Origin of the sequence: Mangrovimicrobium sediminis (assembly GCF_004745945.1) — a bacterium.
GTDB lineage: Bacteria > Pseudomonadota > Gammaproteobacteria > Pseudomonadales > Halieaceae > Mangrovimicrobium > Mangrovimicrobium sediminis.
Map to the genome: position 1 here is coordinate 358,056 of NZ_SRLE01000006.1, position 14,563 is coordinate 372,618.

At 66.1% G+C, this 14,563-nt stretch carries 15 protein-coding genes; 5 read left to right on the top strand and 10 right to left on the bottom strand.

All coding sequences use genetic code 11. The features are described from left to right. The 5 genes from dapB to hrcA form a co-directional block, all read right to left on the bottom strand. Nucleotides 1-813, bottom strand: coding sequence for a 4-hydroxy-tetrahydrodipicolinate reductase (gene dapB, locus E4634_RS08370; protein WP_135442741.1), 813 nt, complete (start codon nucleotides 811-813; stop codon nucleotides 1-3). After that, nucleotides 810-1,943 carry a molecular chaperone DnaJ gene (gene dnaJ, locus E4634_RS08375; protein WP_135442745.1) on the bottom strand — a complete coding sequence of 378 codons (1,134 nt, stop codon included), beginning with the start codon at nucleotides 1,941-1,943 and terminating at the stop codon, nucleotides 810-812. The genes dapB and dnaJ overlap by 4 nt, the downstream gene beginning before the upstream one ends. A 127-nt stretch (nucleotides 1,944-2,070) precedes the next feature. Next, nucleotides 2,071-4,008: a molecular chaperone DnaK gene (gene dnaK, locus E4634_RS08380; RefSeq protein ID WP_135442748.1), complete on the bottom strand. Its 1,938-nt coding sequence runs from the start codon at nucleotides 4,006-4,008 to the stop codon at nucleotides 2,071-2,073. A gap of 114 nt (nucleotides 4,009-4,122) precedes the next feature. Beyond that, nucleotides 4,123-4,692: a nucleotide exchange factor GrpE gene (gene grpE / locus E4634_RS08385; RefSeq protein WP_135442751.1), complete on the bottom strand. Its 570-nt coding sequence runs from the start codon at nucleotides 4,690-4,692 to the stop codon at nucleotides 4,123-4,125. Nucleotides 4,693-4,805: 113 nt separating this feature from the next. After that, entirely contained in the window at nucleotides 4,806-5,840 is a 1,035-nt protein-coding gene (gene hrcA / locus E4634_RS08390; RefSeq protein WP_135442754.1) for a heat-inducible transcriptional repressor HrcA, read from the bottom strand. Between the two features lie 127 nt (nucleotides 5,841-5,967). Here hrcA and recN point away from each other — a divergent pair, with 127 nt between their 5' ends. From recN to E4634_RS08405, 3 genes are all read left to right on the top strand, one after another. Then, nucleotides 5,968-7,626 (top strand): DNA repair protein RecN, encoded by a 1,659-nt coding sequence (gene recN / locus E4634_RS08395; RefSeq protein WP_135442757.1) that lies wholly within the window; start codon nucleotides 5,968-5,970, stop codon nucleotides 7,624-7,626. A 175-nt stretch (nucleotides 7,627-7,801) separates the two neighbouring features. Then, entirely contained in the window at nucleotides 7,802-9,268 is a 1,467-nt protein-coding gene (locus E4634_RS08400) for a class I adenylate-forming enzyme family protein (RefSeq protein WP_135442760.1), read from the top strand. Nucleotides 9,269-9,285: 17 nt separating this feature from the next. After that, nucleotides 9,286-9,546 (top strand): acyl carrier protein, encoded by a 261-nt coding sequence (locus E4634_RS08405; RefSeq protein WP_135442763.1) that lies wholly within the window; start codon nucleotides 9,286-9,288, stop codon nucleotides 9,544-9,546. Between the two features lie 181 nt (nucleotides 9,547-9,727). Here the strand turns inward: E4634_RS08405 and fur are convergent, their stop codons facing one another. Further along, nucleotides 9,728-10,147, bottom strand: coding sequence for a ferric iron uptake transcriptional regulator (gene fur / locus E4634_RS08410; RefSeq protein WP_135442766.1), 420 nt, complete (start codon nucleotides 10,145-10,147; stop codon nucleotides 9,728-9,730). A 73-nt stretch (nucleotides 10,148-10,220) separates the two neighbouring features. On the opposite strand from fur, the gene E4634_RS08415 reads away from it, so the two are divergent. Further along, complete coding sequence (locus tag E4634_RS08415) at nucleotides 10,221-10,589, top strand: outer membrane protein assembly factor BamE (protein ID WP_135442769.1); 369 nt, start codon at nucleotides 10,221-10,223, stop codon at nucleotides 10,587-10,589. Nucleotides 10,590-10,616: 27 nt separating this feature from the next. On the opposite strand, the gene E4634_RS08420 is transcribed toward E4634_RS08415, so the two are convergent. The 3 genes from E4634_RS08420 to E4634_RS08430 are packed head-to-tail and all read right to left on the bottom strand — an operon-like array spanning nucleotide 10,617 to nucleotide 12,733. After that, a complete protein-coding gene (locus tag E4634_RS08420; protein ID WP_135442771.1) occupies nucleotides 10,617-10,934 on the bottom strand; it encodes an RnfH family protein in 318 nt (105 codons plus the stop codon). A gap of 4 nt (nucleotides 10,935-10,938) precedes the next feature. Beyond that, complete coding sequence (locus E4634_RS08425) at nucleotides 10,939-11,370, bottom strand: type II toxin-antitoxin system RatA family toxin (RefSeq protein ID WP_135442774.1); 432 nt, start codon at nucleotides 11,368-11,370, stop codon at nucleotides 10,939-10,941. A 10-nt stretch (nucleotides 11,371-11,380) separates the two neighbouring features. Next, on the bottom strand, nucleotides 11,381-12,733 hold the full coding sequence (locus E4634_RS08430; RefSeq protein WP_135442777.1) for a sodium-dependent transporter: 1,353 nt from the start codon (nucleotides 12,731-12,733) through the stop codon (nucleotides 11,381-11,383). 107 nt (nucleotides 12,734-12,840) lie between these two features. Here E4634_RS08430 and smpB point away from each other — a divergent pair, with 107 nt between their 5' ends. After that, the gene (smpB, locus tag E4634_RS08435) at nucleotides 12,841-13,320 is read left to right on the top strand and encodes an SsrA-binding protein SmpB (RefSeq protein WP_135442780.1); all 480 of its coding nucleotides are present in this window, start codon (nucleotides 12,841-12,843) and stop codon (nucleotides 13,318-13,320) included. 329 nt (nucleotides 13,321-13,649) lie between these two features. Here the strand turns inward: smpB and E4634_RS08440 are convergent, their stop codons facing one another. Then, nucleotides 13,650-14,432 carry a sulfite exporter TauE/SafE family protein gene (locus E4634_RS08440; protein ID WP_135442783.1) on the bottom strand — a complete coding sequence of 261 codons (783 nt, stop codon included), beginning with the start codon at nucleotides 14,430-14,432 and terminating at the stop codon, nucleotides 13,650-13,652. Nucleotides 14,433-14,563: the final 131 nt, after the last annotated feature.

The window sequence follows — 14,563 nt, forward strand, 5'->3', positions numbered from 1 at the left end:
TCAGCCGGCCAGTCCCAGCACGTCCTGCATGTCGTAAAGCCCCGCTTCGCGGCCGCCGAGCCAGGCCGCGGCGCGCACGGCGCCGCGCGCGAAGGACATGCGGCTGGAGGCCTTGTGGGTTATCTCCACGCGCTCGCCTTCGGCGGCGAACATCACCGTGTGGTCGCCGACGATATCCCCGGCGCGCACGGTGGCAAAGCCGATGGTCTCGCGCTCGCGGGCGCCGGTCTGTCCCTCGCGGCCGTAGACCGCGACCTTGCCCAGGTCGCGACCCAGCGCATGGGCCACCACCTGGCCCATGCTCAGCGCCGTGCCGGAGGGCGCGTCGATCTTGTGCCGGTGGTGCGCCTCGTAGATTTCGATGTCCACGTCGTCGCCCAGCACCCGGGCGGCAGTCTCCAACAGCTTGAAGCACAGGTTCACCCCGGTGCTGAAGTTGGACGCCTTGCAAATGGGAATGGTCTGCGCGGCGGCGTCGATACGCGCCTGCTGCTCAGGGGTAAAGCCGGTGGTACCGATAACCATGGCCACACCGTTGGCGGCACACAGTTCGAGATTGGCCAGGGTGGCGTCGGGCACGGTGAAATCGATCAGCACATCGATCTCGCCAATCACCGCCGCGAGGTCGCCGCTGACCACCACACCGTTGCGTCCGGTGCCCGCCAGTTCGCCGGCGTCTGCACCGACCAGGCTACTGCCGGCACGCTCGATCGCGGCGCTCAGTTGCAGGTCATCGCCGGCAGCTGCCACCGCCTCGATGAGTGTGCGCCCCATACGACCGGCGGCGCCGGTAATGCCGATCCGCGCGCTCACGAGGTGATGTCTTCAAAGAAGTTTTTTACGCCTTCAAACCAGCTCTGCTGGCGCGGCGACTGGCGCTTGCCGTCCTGGCCCAAGGTCTCGGCAAACTCCTCGAGCAACTCGCGCTGACGCTTGCTCAGGGCGACCGGGGTCTCGACCACGGCGCGGCACAACAGGTCGCCGACGCTGCCGCCGCGCACCGGCTTGACGCCCTTGCCGCGCAGGCGGAACAGCTTGCCGGTCTGGGTTTCCGGCGGGATTTTCAGTTTGACCCGGCCGTCCAGGGTCGGTACTTCGAGTTCGCCGCCGAGCGCCGCGTCGACGAAGGTGATCGGCACCTCGCAGTACAGGTGCTTGCCATCGCGTTCGAAGATGGTGTGCTGCTTGACCGAGATCTGCACGAACAGGTCGCCGGGCGGGCCGCCCTTCATGCCGGCCTCGCCCTCGCCGGACAGGCGGATGCGGTCACCGGTATCCACCCCCGGTGGCACTTTTACCGACAGGGTGCGGGTGCGCTCCACGCGGCCCTGGCCGTGGCAGGTGTTGCACGGGTCGGTGATGATCTGGCCCTGGCCGCGACAGGCCGGGCAGGTCTGCTGCACCTGGAACAGGCCCTGCTGCATACGCACCTGGCCGTGGCCGTTACAGGTAGTACAGGTCTGCGGGCGGCTGCCGGCCTTGGCGCCGGAACCGTCGCAGGTGTCGCAGGTGGCGAGGTTGGGCACGCGGATTTCCACGGTGGTGCCGTGCACCGCCTCTTCCAGCGTGATGTCCAGGGTGTAGCGCAGGTCCGAGCCGCGCTGCGGGCCGCCGCGACCGCGGCCGCCTCCGCCGCCGAAGATGTCGCCGAACACGTCGCCGAAAATATCGCTGAAGCTGCCGCCGCCGAAACCGCCGCCGCCCCCGCCCATCTGCGGGTCGACCCCGGCGTGACCGAAGCGGTCGTAGGCCGCGCGCTTGTTCTCGTCCATGAGGACGTCGTAGGCCTCGGTGGCCTCCTTGAACTTGTCCGAAGCTTCCGGATCGTCGGGGTTGCGGTCCGGATGGTACTTCATCGCCACCCGGCGATAGGCTTTCTTGATTTCCTTGTCGTCAGCGCCCTTGCTGACCCCGAGGACCTCGTAAAAATCGCGTTTCGACATAGTTTTAGCGCACTGACCTGGGAATCCTGAAACAACCACGCAGGCAACGTGGCCTGCGTGGTCTGGTAACGACCGCTAGCGGCCGTCGCATTCGTACGAAGCCGGCGCGCGGGGCGCCGGGTCCGGTTTACTTGCGGTCGTCGTCCTTGACTTCCTCGAACTCGGCATCGACCACGTCGTCCGCACTCGCGCCGGCACCGCCAGCGTCCGCGCCGGCACCTGCCGCGGCGCCCTGGGCGGCGTCGCCCTGGGCCGCGTACATCTTCTGCGCGACCGGGCCGGTGGCCTCGGTGAGCTTGGTGGCCGCGGCGTCGATGGCGTCCTTGTCCTGGCCCTTGACCGCTTCCTCGGCCTCGCTGATGGCGGCCTCGATGGCGGAGCGCTCTTCATCCGTGGCGTGCGCGCCGGCTTCCTCGAGGGTCTTCTTCGCGGCGTGGATCAGGCCATCGCAGGTATTGCGCGCGACCACCACTTCCTCGAACTTCTTGTCCGCTTCGGCGTTGGCCTCGGCGTCCTGGACCATCTTCTCGATATCGTCTTCGGACAGGCCGCCGGAGGCAGTAATCTGGATCGACTGCTCCTTGCCGGTTGCCTTGTCTTTCGCGGACACGTGCAGGATACCATTGGCATCGAGGTCGAAGGTGACTTCGATCTGCGGCATGCCGCGCGGCGCCGGCGGGATGTCCGCCAGGTCGAAGCGACCCAGGGACTTGTTGCCCGCGGCCTGCTTGCGCTCGCCCTGCACCACGTGGATGGTCACGGCGGTCTGGTTGTCGTCCGCGGTGGAGAAGATCTGTGACTTCTTGGTCGGGATCGTCGTGTTCTTCTCGATCAGCGGGGTTGCCACGCCGCCCATGGTCTCGATACCCAGGGTCAGCGGGGTGACGTCCAGCAGCAGTACGTCCTTCACGTCGCCGGACAGTACCGCGCCCTGGATAGAGGCGCCCATGGCTACCGCTTCATCCGGGTTGACGTCCTTGCGCGGCTCCTTGCCGAAGAAGTCGGCCACGGCTTTCTGCACCATCGGCATACGGGTCTGGCCACCGACCAGGATAACGTCGTCGATCTCAGAGGGCGACAGGCCGGCGTCCTGCAGCGCGGTCTTCACCGGCTCGATGGAACGCTTGACCAGTTCCTCCACCAGCGACTCCAGTTTGGCGCGCGAGAGCTTGACCACCAGGTGCTTGGGACCAGTGGCATCCGCGGTGATGTACGGCAGGTTCACCTCGGTCTGCTGCGACGAGGACAGCTCGATCTTGGCCTTCTCCGCAGCCTCTTTCAGGCGCTGCAGGGCCAGCGGATCGTTGTGCAGGTCGATGCCGGACTCTTTCTTGAACTCGGCCGCCAGGTACTCGATCAGGCGCAGGTCGAAGTCCTCACCACCGAGGAAGGTGTCGCCGTTGGTGGACAGCACCTCGAACTGGTGCTCGCCGTCCACTTCGGCAATCTCGATGATGGAGATGTCGAAGGTACCGCCGCCCAGGTCGTAGACCGCTACCGTGTGGTCGCCCTTGGCCTTGTCCATGCCGTAGGCCAGCGCAGCGGCAGTCGGCTCGTTGATGATGCGCTTGACCTCGAGACCGGCGATCTTGCCGGCGTCCTTGGTGGCCTGGCGCTGGGAGTCGTTGAAGTACGCAGGCACGGTGATCACCGCCTGGGTGACCGGCTCGCCCAGGAATTCCTCGGCGGTCTTTTTCATCTTGCGCAGCACTTCGGCAGAGACCTGCGGGGGTGCCATTTTCTCGCCCTTGACCTCTACCCAGGCGTCGCCGTTGTCCGCCTCGATGATCTTGTAGGGGACCATGCTGATGTCTTTTTGCACCACATCGTCCTTGAAGCGGCGGCCGATCAGGCGCTTCACCGCGAACAGGGTGTTGCTCGGGTTGGTGACGGCCTGGCGCTTGGCGCTCTGGCCAACCAGGGTCTCGCCGTCCTCGGTGTAACCGACGATGGACGGGGTGGTGCGATCGCCTTCAGCGTTTTCGATGACGCGGGGCTTGCCACCTTCCAGCACGGATACGCAGGAGTTGGTGGTACCCAGGTCGATTCCGATAATCTTGCCCATTGTTTCTCTCCAGTTCCTCAGGGGCCCTCGGGGCGCCCGTTACTATCTCGATGTTCCGGTATTTGGGGTCGAATCGTGGCGATTCAACCCTCCAAAGACGTGTTCGTGCGATTTTTAACGGCTGACCATGACCATCGCGGGACGCACCAGACGGCCGTTGAGGGTGTAGCCCTTCTGCATCACCGCAATCACCGTGTTCGGCTCGACCTCGGGGTTGTCGACCATGCTCATGGCCTGGTGCAGGTTGGGGTCGAAGGGTTCGCCGTGCGGGTCCACCACGGCGATGTTGTGCTTGCCGAGCACGTCGAGGAAGCTCTTCAGGGTCAGTTCGACACCCTCGGCGATCGGGCGCACTGCCTCGGCGTCGCCATCCGCGGCCTGCAGGGCGCGCTCCAGGTTGTCGACCACCGGCAGTAGTTCGCTGGCGAAGCGCTCGAGGGCGAACTTGCGCGCTTTCTCCACATCCATCTCGGCGCGGCGCTGGATGTTCTGGGCGTCGGCCTGGGCGCGCAGCGCGGCCTCCCGGGCGGTGGCCAGGTCTTCCTCCAGACGGGCGACATCGACCTCCAGTGACACCTCGGGGGCCTCGCCCTGGGGCAGGTGATCGCCCTGCGCGGCCTCGCTCGGCGCGACCTGCTCCTCGGGAATTTCAGTTTCGGGCTGCTGGGAATTTTGCTCGGCCACGCTTGCACTCCATATGGCTGGATATTGACGACAATACGCGGATTTGGGGCCGCACGGCCCGAATTCAAGGGCGAATTCGCCCGCTTGCGGGACTTTTTTTGCTCAGGTTTTGATCAACGGGAGAGCGCGGAGCCGAGCATGCGCGCGGTGACGTCGACGATCGGGATCACCCGCTCGTAGGCCATGCGCGTCGGGCCGATCACACCCAGCACACCCAGGGTGCGCGCACCGTCGGTGTAAGGCGCGGTGATCACCGAGTAGTCGCCGAACACCTCGTAGCCGGCCTCCTCGCCGATGAACACCTGCACGCCCTGGGCCTGGGAGCAGCGCTCCAGCAGGTGCAGCAGGTCCTTCTTGCGCTCGAAGGCATCGAACAGTTCGCGCAGCTTGAGCATTTCCTCGGCGGTGGCGCTGCCCAGCAGGCGGGACTCGCCGGCCACCACGCAGTCGTCGCCGGGCTCCTCCTGGTCCAGGGCGCGGCTGGCCAGGTCCAGGGTGGCCTGCATGTAGTTGTCGATCTGGCTGCGGGCATCGCGCATCTCGCGCAGCAGTTGCTCCTGCACCTGCTGCAGCGGCCGCCCGGCGAAGCGCTGGTTGACCATGGCCGCGGCGGCGTTGAGCTGCTCCTGGGTGAACGGTCTCCGGGTGCGGATCACCCGGTTCTGCACCTCGCGGTCGTTGACCACCAGGATGACCAGCACCTGGTCGCCGGACAGGGGCAGGAACTCCACCTGGCGCAGCTGCCCGGGCTCCTTGCGCGGCAGGGTCACCAAGCCAGCCTGGGCGGTGATGCTGGACAGCAGCGACGAGGCGCTCTGCACCAGCTCGCTGGCCGGCCGGTCCGGGTGCAACTGGCTGCGCAGGATGGCCACGGCCTGGTCCTCCAGCGGCTGCACCTGCAGCAGGCAGTCGACGAAAAAGCGGTAACCGCGGGCGGTGGGCACGCGGCCGGCGGAAATGTGCGGGGAGGCCAGGTAGCCGCGCTCCTCGAGGTCGGACATCACGTTGCGGATGGTCGCTGCGCTCACCGTGAGGCCGGATTCCTCCATCAGGGTCCGCGACCCCACCGGCTGTCCGTCGCTGATATGCCTGCGCACCAGCGTCTGCAGCAGCACCTTGGCCCGATCTGAAATAGCGTCGTCAGTCATTGCACATCCTGTCCGTGTACCCCGGATTTTTATCACAAGGGGGCGCAATCGCCAAACCGCACGCGGCGGCGATATTTACGCCGCGAGGCTTCTGCGGTATAGATGGCAAAACCCACGGCGCGCCACCATGCTTACCCATCTCAGCATCAGCAACTACACCATCGTCTCGCAACTGGAGGTCGAATACGCCGCCGGCATGACGGTGATCACCGGCGAGACCGGGGCCGGCAAGTCGATCATGCTCGACGCCCTGGGCCTGTGCCTGGGCGACCGCGCCGACCCGCGCGCCGTGCGCCCCGGCGCGGAGCGCGCCGAAATCGCGGCCACCTTCGCCATCGACGACATTCCCGCGGCCGCCGCCTGGCTGGACAGCCGCGACCTCGGCAGCGGCGATGAGTGCCTGCTGCGCCGGGTCATCACCGCCGAGGGCCGCAGCCGCGCCTATATCAATGGCAGCCCATCCACCGCCCAGGACTGCGCAGAGCTGGGCGCCCTGCTCATCGACATCCACAGCCAGCACGCCCACCAGTCCCTGCTGCGCCGCGCGGTGCAGCGGGAACTGCTCGACGAGTTCGGCGGCCATGCCAGGCTGGTGCAGGAGGTCGAGAACACCGCCTCCGACTGGCTGCGCGCGCACCGCGAACTGGAGCTGCTGGCGGGCAACCGCGAGGAGCACGGCGCCCGCACGCAGCTGCTGACCTACCAGGTGGAGGAACTGGAGGCACTGGGCCTGCAGGAGGGCGAACTCGAGGCGCTGGAGGACGAGCAGCGCAACCTGGAAAACGCCGAGGACATCCTGGTCAGCGCCAACCAGGCGCTGGAACTATGCGAGGAACACGCCGCCGGGGCCCGTCGCACCCTGCAACTGCTCGACGAGCGCACCCACGGCAGCGCCGCCGCGCAAAGTGCGCGCGAACTGCTCGACAGCGCCGCCATCGGGCTCAGCGAGGCGCGCGGGGAAATCCAGCGGCACCTGGACCGGGTGGAGGTCAACCCGGAGCGCCTGCGCGAGGTGCAGTCGCGCCTGGAGTCCATCTACGACGTGGCCCGCAAGCACCGAGTGCTGCCCGAGCAGGTCCTGGAAACCGCCCAGCGCCTGCAGGAGGAACTGGATACGCTGTCCGGCAGCGCGGAGCGCGTCGATGCCCTGCAGGCGGAGATGGACCAGCTCGCCAGCGACTACCGCGAACAGGCCGGCAAACTCGGCAAAGCGCGCGCGAAGGCCGCAAAAAAATTGGCCGTCGCAACCCAGGACGTGCTCGCCTCGCTGTCCATGGCGCACTGTCAGCTGGAAATCGCCCTGACCCCGCGCGAGCAGGACCAGCCGCACCCCCACGGCCGCGAAGAAGTCGAACTGCGCATCAGCACCAACCCCGGCGCGGCGCCGCAGGCGCTGGGCAAGATTGCCTCCGGCGGCGAACTGTCGCGCATCAGCCTCGCTATCCAGGTGGTGGCGGCCAGCAGTAGCACGGTGCCGGCGATGGTCTTCGATGAGGTCGATGTGGGCATCGGCGGCGCCGTGGCCGAAGTCGTCGGCCGCCTGTTGCGCTCACTGGCCCAGCGCGCCCAGGTGCTGTGCGTGACCCACCTGCCACAGGTGGCCGCCCAGGGGCACCACCACCTGCGGGTGAGCAAGTCCAAGCGCGGCAAAACCCTGGAGACCCAGCTCGAAAGCCTCGATGCCGAAGGCAAGGTCGAGGAACTCGCGCGCATGCTCGGCGGGGTCAACATCACCGCCCAGACCCGCGCCCACGCCCGGGAAATGCTCGACAGCGCGGGCGCCTGAACCCAGGGGCGCGCCCGCAGGCGCGGGGCAACCACCCATGCGGACCCCGACGGCGACTTGCCGCTACCCAATATTGGGTCCATATTTATTCATACCCTCTCGAACAATTGTCATTATTCATATACTGGAGGGCCGCCAGGGGGAGGCGACAGCCGTACAGGCTGCTTGAACTGAATTGACCACTAAACTGCATCTACGACGCGAGGACCTGCTCGCAAGCCGGACCGTGATCAGCGACGCCAACAGCCAGCTGGCATTAAGCGACTGTGCGCAGCTGTTCGCCGCCCTGGACGAACTCACGGCCGAAAGCGGTATCGGCGAGGACCAGGCAGTTGCCCTGGCCTGCGACAACGACGTGGCCAGCGCCGTCACCCTGCTCTACCTGCTGGCGCGCGGCCAGGGCGTGTACCTCGCACACCCTGTCGCCGACGACACCCCGGACAGCGACGCGCTGGCTGCACTGCCGGCATTTTGCTCGCACCTGCTGCTGCCCGCCGCCGGCATCGACGCCGATGCGCGGCCCGCACGCATGCTCGCCACCGGCAACGACAGCACGGGCAGCCAGTGCGCCGGCCGCCTGTACGCCGCGACCTCCGGCTCCACCGGCACGCCGCGCATCGCCGTGCACAGCCACCCGCTGTTGTGGCGCAACGCGCAGAACTGCCGCGAACGCCTGCAACTGGCCGAGACCGACTGCATCGCCATCCCCGTGCCGCTGTTTCACATGTACGGGCTCGGGGCGGCTTTCCTGCCCGCGGTGCTCGCCGGTGCTAATGTCGCGCTGATCGGCGACACCAACGTGCTGCGCTACCTGCAGCGCGAGGCGGCCAGCAAGCCCAGCGTGGCCTACCTCACCCCGAGCTTTGCCCACAGCCTGCTGCGCGTGCGCAAGTCGCCGCGCCAGTACCGGCTCACCGTGCTCGCCGGCGACCGGGCACCCGCCAGCACCTTCGACGCCTACGAGCAAAAACACGGTTGTGTCGTGTGCCTTTACGGCAGTACGGAACTGGGGGCAATTGCCGCGGGCTCGCCGGACGACCCCGCCGCAACGCGTCGCGAAACCAGTGGCCGCCTGATGCCCGGTGTCGAGTTGGCCGCTGCCGGCGAAGATTCTCCCGCTGTACTTGGCTTCAGACACGCAAGTGGCTGCGCAGGCTACGCCGATGCCGCCGGCCGCGCACAACCGGGCGAATTGCTGCTGGACGGCGTATACCGCACCAGCGACCTCGGCGAGCTCGACGCGGCGGGCTACCTGCGCATCCACGGCCGCCGCGATCACACGGTCAACCGGGACGGCCAGCTGGTCTCCTTCAGCGCCGTGGAGCAGGCCCTGTCGCAACTCGACGCCATCGTCGCCGCAGTGGTCTGCAGCAATGGCGAAACCCCGCGCGGCGCACAGCTGACCGCCGTGTGCGTGGCCGCGGACAAGGCGCTGGATGCGCGCGAGATCCGTCAGCAGGTGCGTAGCGTGCTCGCCCACTACGCGATTCCCGACACCTTCCTGTGGTGGGATGCGCTGCCGCGCCTGCCCAGCGGCAAGCCGGACCGACAGGCTATCCAGACACAGCTGGCGCAAGCGGATGCGCCGGCTTCCCTTGACAGGACGACGACCTCCACCGCGGCCTCCGCCGCCCACGATTGACACTGGAAACACACAGCATGCAACAGGCACTGGCCGAGGAACTGGTGGCGATGATCTGCGACACCATGGACGTAACCCTCGACGCGGCAAACGCCGGCATCGACACACCGCTGTTTGCAGGCGGCTTCGACCTCGATTCCTTCGCCGTGGTGGAGTTGATCACACAACTGGAAGAGCGCCACAACTTCGAATTCGACGACGGCGATTTTCTCGAGGAGCACTTCGCCACGCCGCGCAGCCTGGCCAGCCTGCTGGAGACCTATCTGGCGACGTCCTGATGGCAGGCACCGGTGCCCCCGGATCGCGGCTAGCGCATTGCGAAAGAGCCCATTGCGAAAGAGCCCATTGCGAACGAGCGCATTGCGAAAAACAGTGCACACCACCCCGAGCCGTTCGGGTGTTCGCAGTACCAGGGAAATTCAGGAAAAGATTGCCACCGCCCTGCCGGACGGCTGATTGCTATTTCTTTTTCTTCTTGCGCACGTAGAGCACCAGCGAGTGGTCGCTCAATTCGTAGCCGTTTTCCTCGGCGATCTTGCGCTGGCGCTCTTCGATCACCGGGTCGTTGAATTCGATGACGTCGCCGGTATCCAGGCACACCATGTGGTCATGGTGGTCACCCTTGGCCAGTTCGAACACCGAGTGGCCGGACTCGAAATGGTGGCGTGTGACCAGCCCGGCGGTCTCGAACTGGGTGAGCACCCGGTACACAGTAGCCAGGCCGACGTCCTCTCCGGCGGAAAGCAGCGCGCGATAAACATCCTCCGCGCTCATATGCTGCTCGGTATCGTCGGTGCTTTCCAGTATTTGCAGGATTTTGACCCGCGGCAGGGTGACCTTGAGACCTGCCCGGCGCAGTTCCTGGTTCTCTTCGGACATTAAAGGGGGGTTCTCTGTCAGATTGAGTAGAGGTATGATGCCACCGCATCAAATGAAGTGGAAGTTTTACCCCATGCGTATCCTACTGCTGGCGCTGCTTGTCGCCAGCCTCAGCGCCTGCGGTTTCCTGGGCTTTCCCGGCGTCTACAAGATCGACGTGGAACAGGGCAACATCGTCACCCAGGAGCAGGTAGAGCAGCTAGAACCCGGTATGAGCCGCCGCCAGGTGCGCTTCCTGCTGGGCACCCCGCTGGTGGAAGATACCTTCAACCTGGACCGCTGGGACTACAGCTACAGCAAGCGCAACGGGCTGAAGGTTCTCGCGCAGTCGAAACTCACCGTGTACTTCGACGGCGACCGACTGGTCGATGTACGCGGTGACCAGGTACCCACCGCCTTTGGTGGCCCTGGCGACACGGGCGACGCAACGCCCTCTACCTGATCCCGCCGCGCCCCGGCTTATCCTGATTTATTCCTCGTCCTTCCCCGCGCGGCGCTCCCGCGAGCGGGCGGCGCGCGCCTTGCGAACTTCCTTCGGGTCCGCCAGCAGCGGCCGGTAGATCTCCACCCGGTCGCCCTCGCGCAGCGCCTGCTCCGGGGAGACCGGCTTGCCGAAGATGCCGAGCTTGGCATTATCCAGGTCGATGCCCTCGAACTTGTCGAGTATGCCCGAGCGCCGCGCTGCCTCCAGGGCGGAAGTACCCTCGGGTACTGCCACGCTGAGAATCGCCTGCTTGTGCGGCAGGGCGTAGGCCACTTCCACCATGATCATCGGCCTCTCGCTCATCGGCTCACCCATAGAGTTGTCGCGCGCGCCGCTCCACGGCGCTCACCAGGTTGTCGGACACGCTGTCGAACAGGCGCGCCGCGGCGGCGCCCAGCAGGCTGCTGCGCACGCGAAATTCCAGTTCCAGGCTGACCTTGCAGGCGGCCTCGCCCAGGGGCAGGAACTCCCAGCTGCCGCGAAAATGATCGAAGGGGCCCTCGACCAGTTCCAGGGAAATGTGGCGTTCGTCCACCAAACGATTGCGGGTAGCGAAGCTCTGCGAGACCACGCCCTTGGCAAGGTCCAGGCGCGCCTCGACCAGGTCGGCCTCGCGACGCAGTATCTGCGCACCCACACAGCCATCCATGTAGGCGGGGTAGGCTTCGATATCGTTGACCAAATCAAACAGCTGCCGTGCCCGGTAGGGCAACAGCGCGCTGCGGTGGATGCTCGTCATGGACGCCCCATTAGCGGAAGTAACCCGCCCAGAGGATCAGGGCCAGGGCGGGGGGCGTAATATAGCGCAGGAGTCCGCGCCAAAGCGAGAATGAGAGGTCCGCCTCGCGGGCGAAACGCGGCCGCAGAACATCTGCCCGCAGGCGCCAGCCGACAAACACCGCAGTACCCAGTGCCACCAGTGGCAACAGCAACCGCGCCGCCAGGTGATCGACGCTCACCAGCAGGTTGTGCTGGCCCATCCAGCCATAGGAACTCACCGACGCGGCGATCGCCCAGGCCAGGATCCATAGCGGCAGGGTCACCGCCGCAGCGGCCGCCGGGCGACTCAGGCCCAGGTGCTGGTTGACCAGTGCCACCGCCGGCTCGAGCATCGCGACCGCCGCCGCGAGCGCGGTAATTCCCATCAGGGCGTAAAACAGCACACCGTAGAATTCGCCCTGAATGAGGTTGCCGTAGGCGTAAGGCGCACCGATGAAGACCAGGCCCGGACCACCGGCGGGCAGCATGTTGCTGGCCGTGACCAGGGGCAAGAGGGCGAGGCCGGCAAGCAGCGCCACCACGGTGTGAAACAGCGCCACCGCCATCACCGAACGGCCGATGGGTGCGCCGTCTGGCGAGTAGGCGCCGAACATCAGCACCGCCCCTACCCCGGTGCCCATGGCGAGCAGTGCCTGCCCCAGCGCCAGCAACGCGCTCTCGACATCGAAGTCGAGCAGGCGTGTATTGAACAGAAAATTGCGCGTGGCCTCGAGGTCACCGGTATCAAAGGCAAAACTCACGAGGAGAGCGAGCAAGGCCAGCATGGCCGGCACCGCCAGCCAGAACAGCAGTGACAGCCCGCGCCTGACGCCGAGCGCCAGCACGCCGGTGAGCAGGACGACGAAGACGGACTGCCAGCGTATCTGCATCGCCGTGTCCTCGACCAGGTCGCCGAAGCGCTTGGCCACCTCGGGCACACTGGCGGCGGAGAACACGTCGCCGCGCATGAGATTGAGGTAACCCAGGCTCCAGCCCGCCACCACCACCTGGCTGCCGGCCAGCAGAAAGCCGGTGAACGCGGCCAGCAGGCCCAACCAGCGCCACTGGCCGGAAACCTCCGAACCCTGCGCGGCGCGCCGAATCGCCAGCAGCGGGCTGGCGCGACCGGTGCAACCCAGCGCCGCCTCCGCACAACACAGCGGCACGGCAACCAGCAACAGGCAGGCGACGTAGGTGAGCAGGAAGGCGGCGCTGCCGTTGCTGCCCATCAACCACGCAAAACGCCACAGCGAACCCACCCCGACCGATGCCGCGGCCAGGGCGAGGACGAAGGTGGTGCGGCTGCGCCAGCCGACCAGGCTTACCGTTGGACCCGCCGCCAAATCAACTTCACCTGCAATTTCATGGGCTTAGCTTGCATGAGCACGGCCGAGTAGAAAAGGGGGAAATTCCCCTTTCCGGACTCCCGCACCCCCGTATAATGCGCGCCATGGCCAAGAAACCGAAACAATCCGACAACACCATCGCCCGCAACAAGCGCGCGCGCTTCGATTTCGAACTGCTCGAGAACTTCGAGGCGGGCGTCGCGCTGACCGGTTGGGAGGTCAAGGCGCTGCGCATGGGCAAGGGCAACCTGACCGATTCCTACGTGTTGATGAAGGACGGGGAGGCCTGGCTGCTCGGCGCGCAGATCACGCCGCTGGACACCGCCTCCACCCACTTTGTCACCGACCCCACCCGCACGCGCAAACTGCTGCTGCACAAAAAGGAACTGGCGCGCATCGTCGAGGGCACCTCGCAAAAAGGCCTGACCTGCGTGTGCACGGACCTCTACTGGAAGGGCCACCTGGTGAAGGCGCGCATCGCGCTGGCGCGCGGCAAGAAGGAACACGACAAGCGCGACACGCAGAAAGAGCGCGACTGGCAACGGCAGAAGCAGCGCATTGTGCGCGACAACGTGCGCCAATAAACCTGTGTTATCAGCCCGTGCCAGCTTAGAAAGACACGGTCTAATATCCGCCTTGCGACTCCCCGGACCAGCGACCATAGTAAAGGCGTGAGCGGGTCTCCCCTACCCCCCAACGCACAACTGGAGTAACCCGCCACTTGGGATACGGTTATATACCGCCAGACTCTCCCATGGAGGAGAGCGCCGGGTGAGGGACCCTTGCGCGATGCGATTCCCTTGCAATACGGCAACTTCCCCCCCCAGCCGCAGTCGATTGCTCCCCGGCAACCGGTTGCGGCTTCTAACCCTTCCTATTTTGCGCTTGTCTCTTTAACGCTTCAGAGCGCCACTCAAAGCAGAGCGCGCCAGAGCATGCGTACCGAAACCACCAGCAGGAAGCTGCCGAATGCGAGGTTCAACTGGCGCTTGCTCAGGCGGTGCGCGAGAGCAGCGCCCAGCGGCGCCATCAGGATTGTCATCGGCGCGATGGCTGCCACGCCGACCAGGTTGACGTAACCCAGGCTCCCGGGGGGCACGTTCGGGTCGTTCCAGCCGGTAACCACGAAACCCAGGGTGCCCGGCAGGGCAATCAACAGGCCGAACAGGGCCGAGGTGCCCACCGCCCGGTGGATGGGCTGGCTCATCAGGGTCAGCGCGGTGACGCTGAAGGTGCCCCCGCCAATCCCCAGCATACTGGAGAGCAGGCCGATCAGGGTCGGCGTCACGGAGCCGCCGGCGCCGCGGGGGACGGCGCTCCACGGGTGCAACTCATCCAGCGGCAGCACCATCTTCACCGCCACCAGGAACGCCACGATGCCAAACAACAGGGCCAAGGCCTCGCTGTGCACCTGGGCGGCTAGCACTGAACCGATGAGCGCGCCGACAAAAATGAAGGGCCCCCAGTAGACGGCGAGGTCGCGATCCACACCACCGCGGGCATGGTGCGCGCGCGCCGAGGAAACAGAGGTAAAGATGATGGTCGCCAGCGAGGTACCCACGGCGATATGCATGCGGATCGCCGGGTCGACGCCGCGCGCACCGAGGGCAAAATCCAGCGCCGGGACGATGACGATACCGCCACCGACCCCGAGCAGGCCCGCCAGCACGCCAGCGACCGCGCCGGTCGCCAGCATGGTGAGCACAAGAGGTAGCAAGGATTCCAGGAGCCTGCCTCCGAACGGGCTGAAGTGTGCGGGCGAGGATACACGCCCTGCTCAAAGGGAACCAGCAAGTGAACTTTGTTATGCAAAGTATGTCTAAGCCG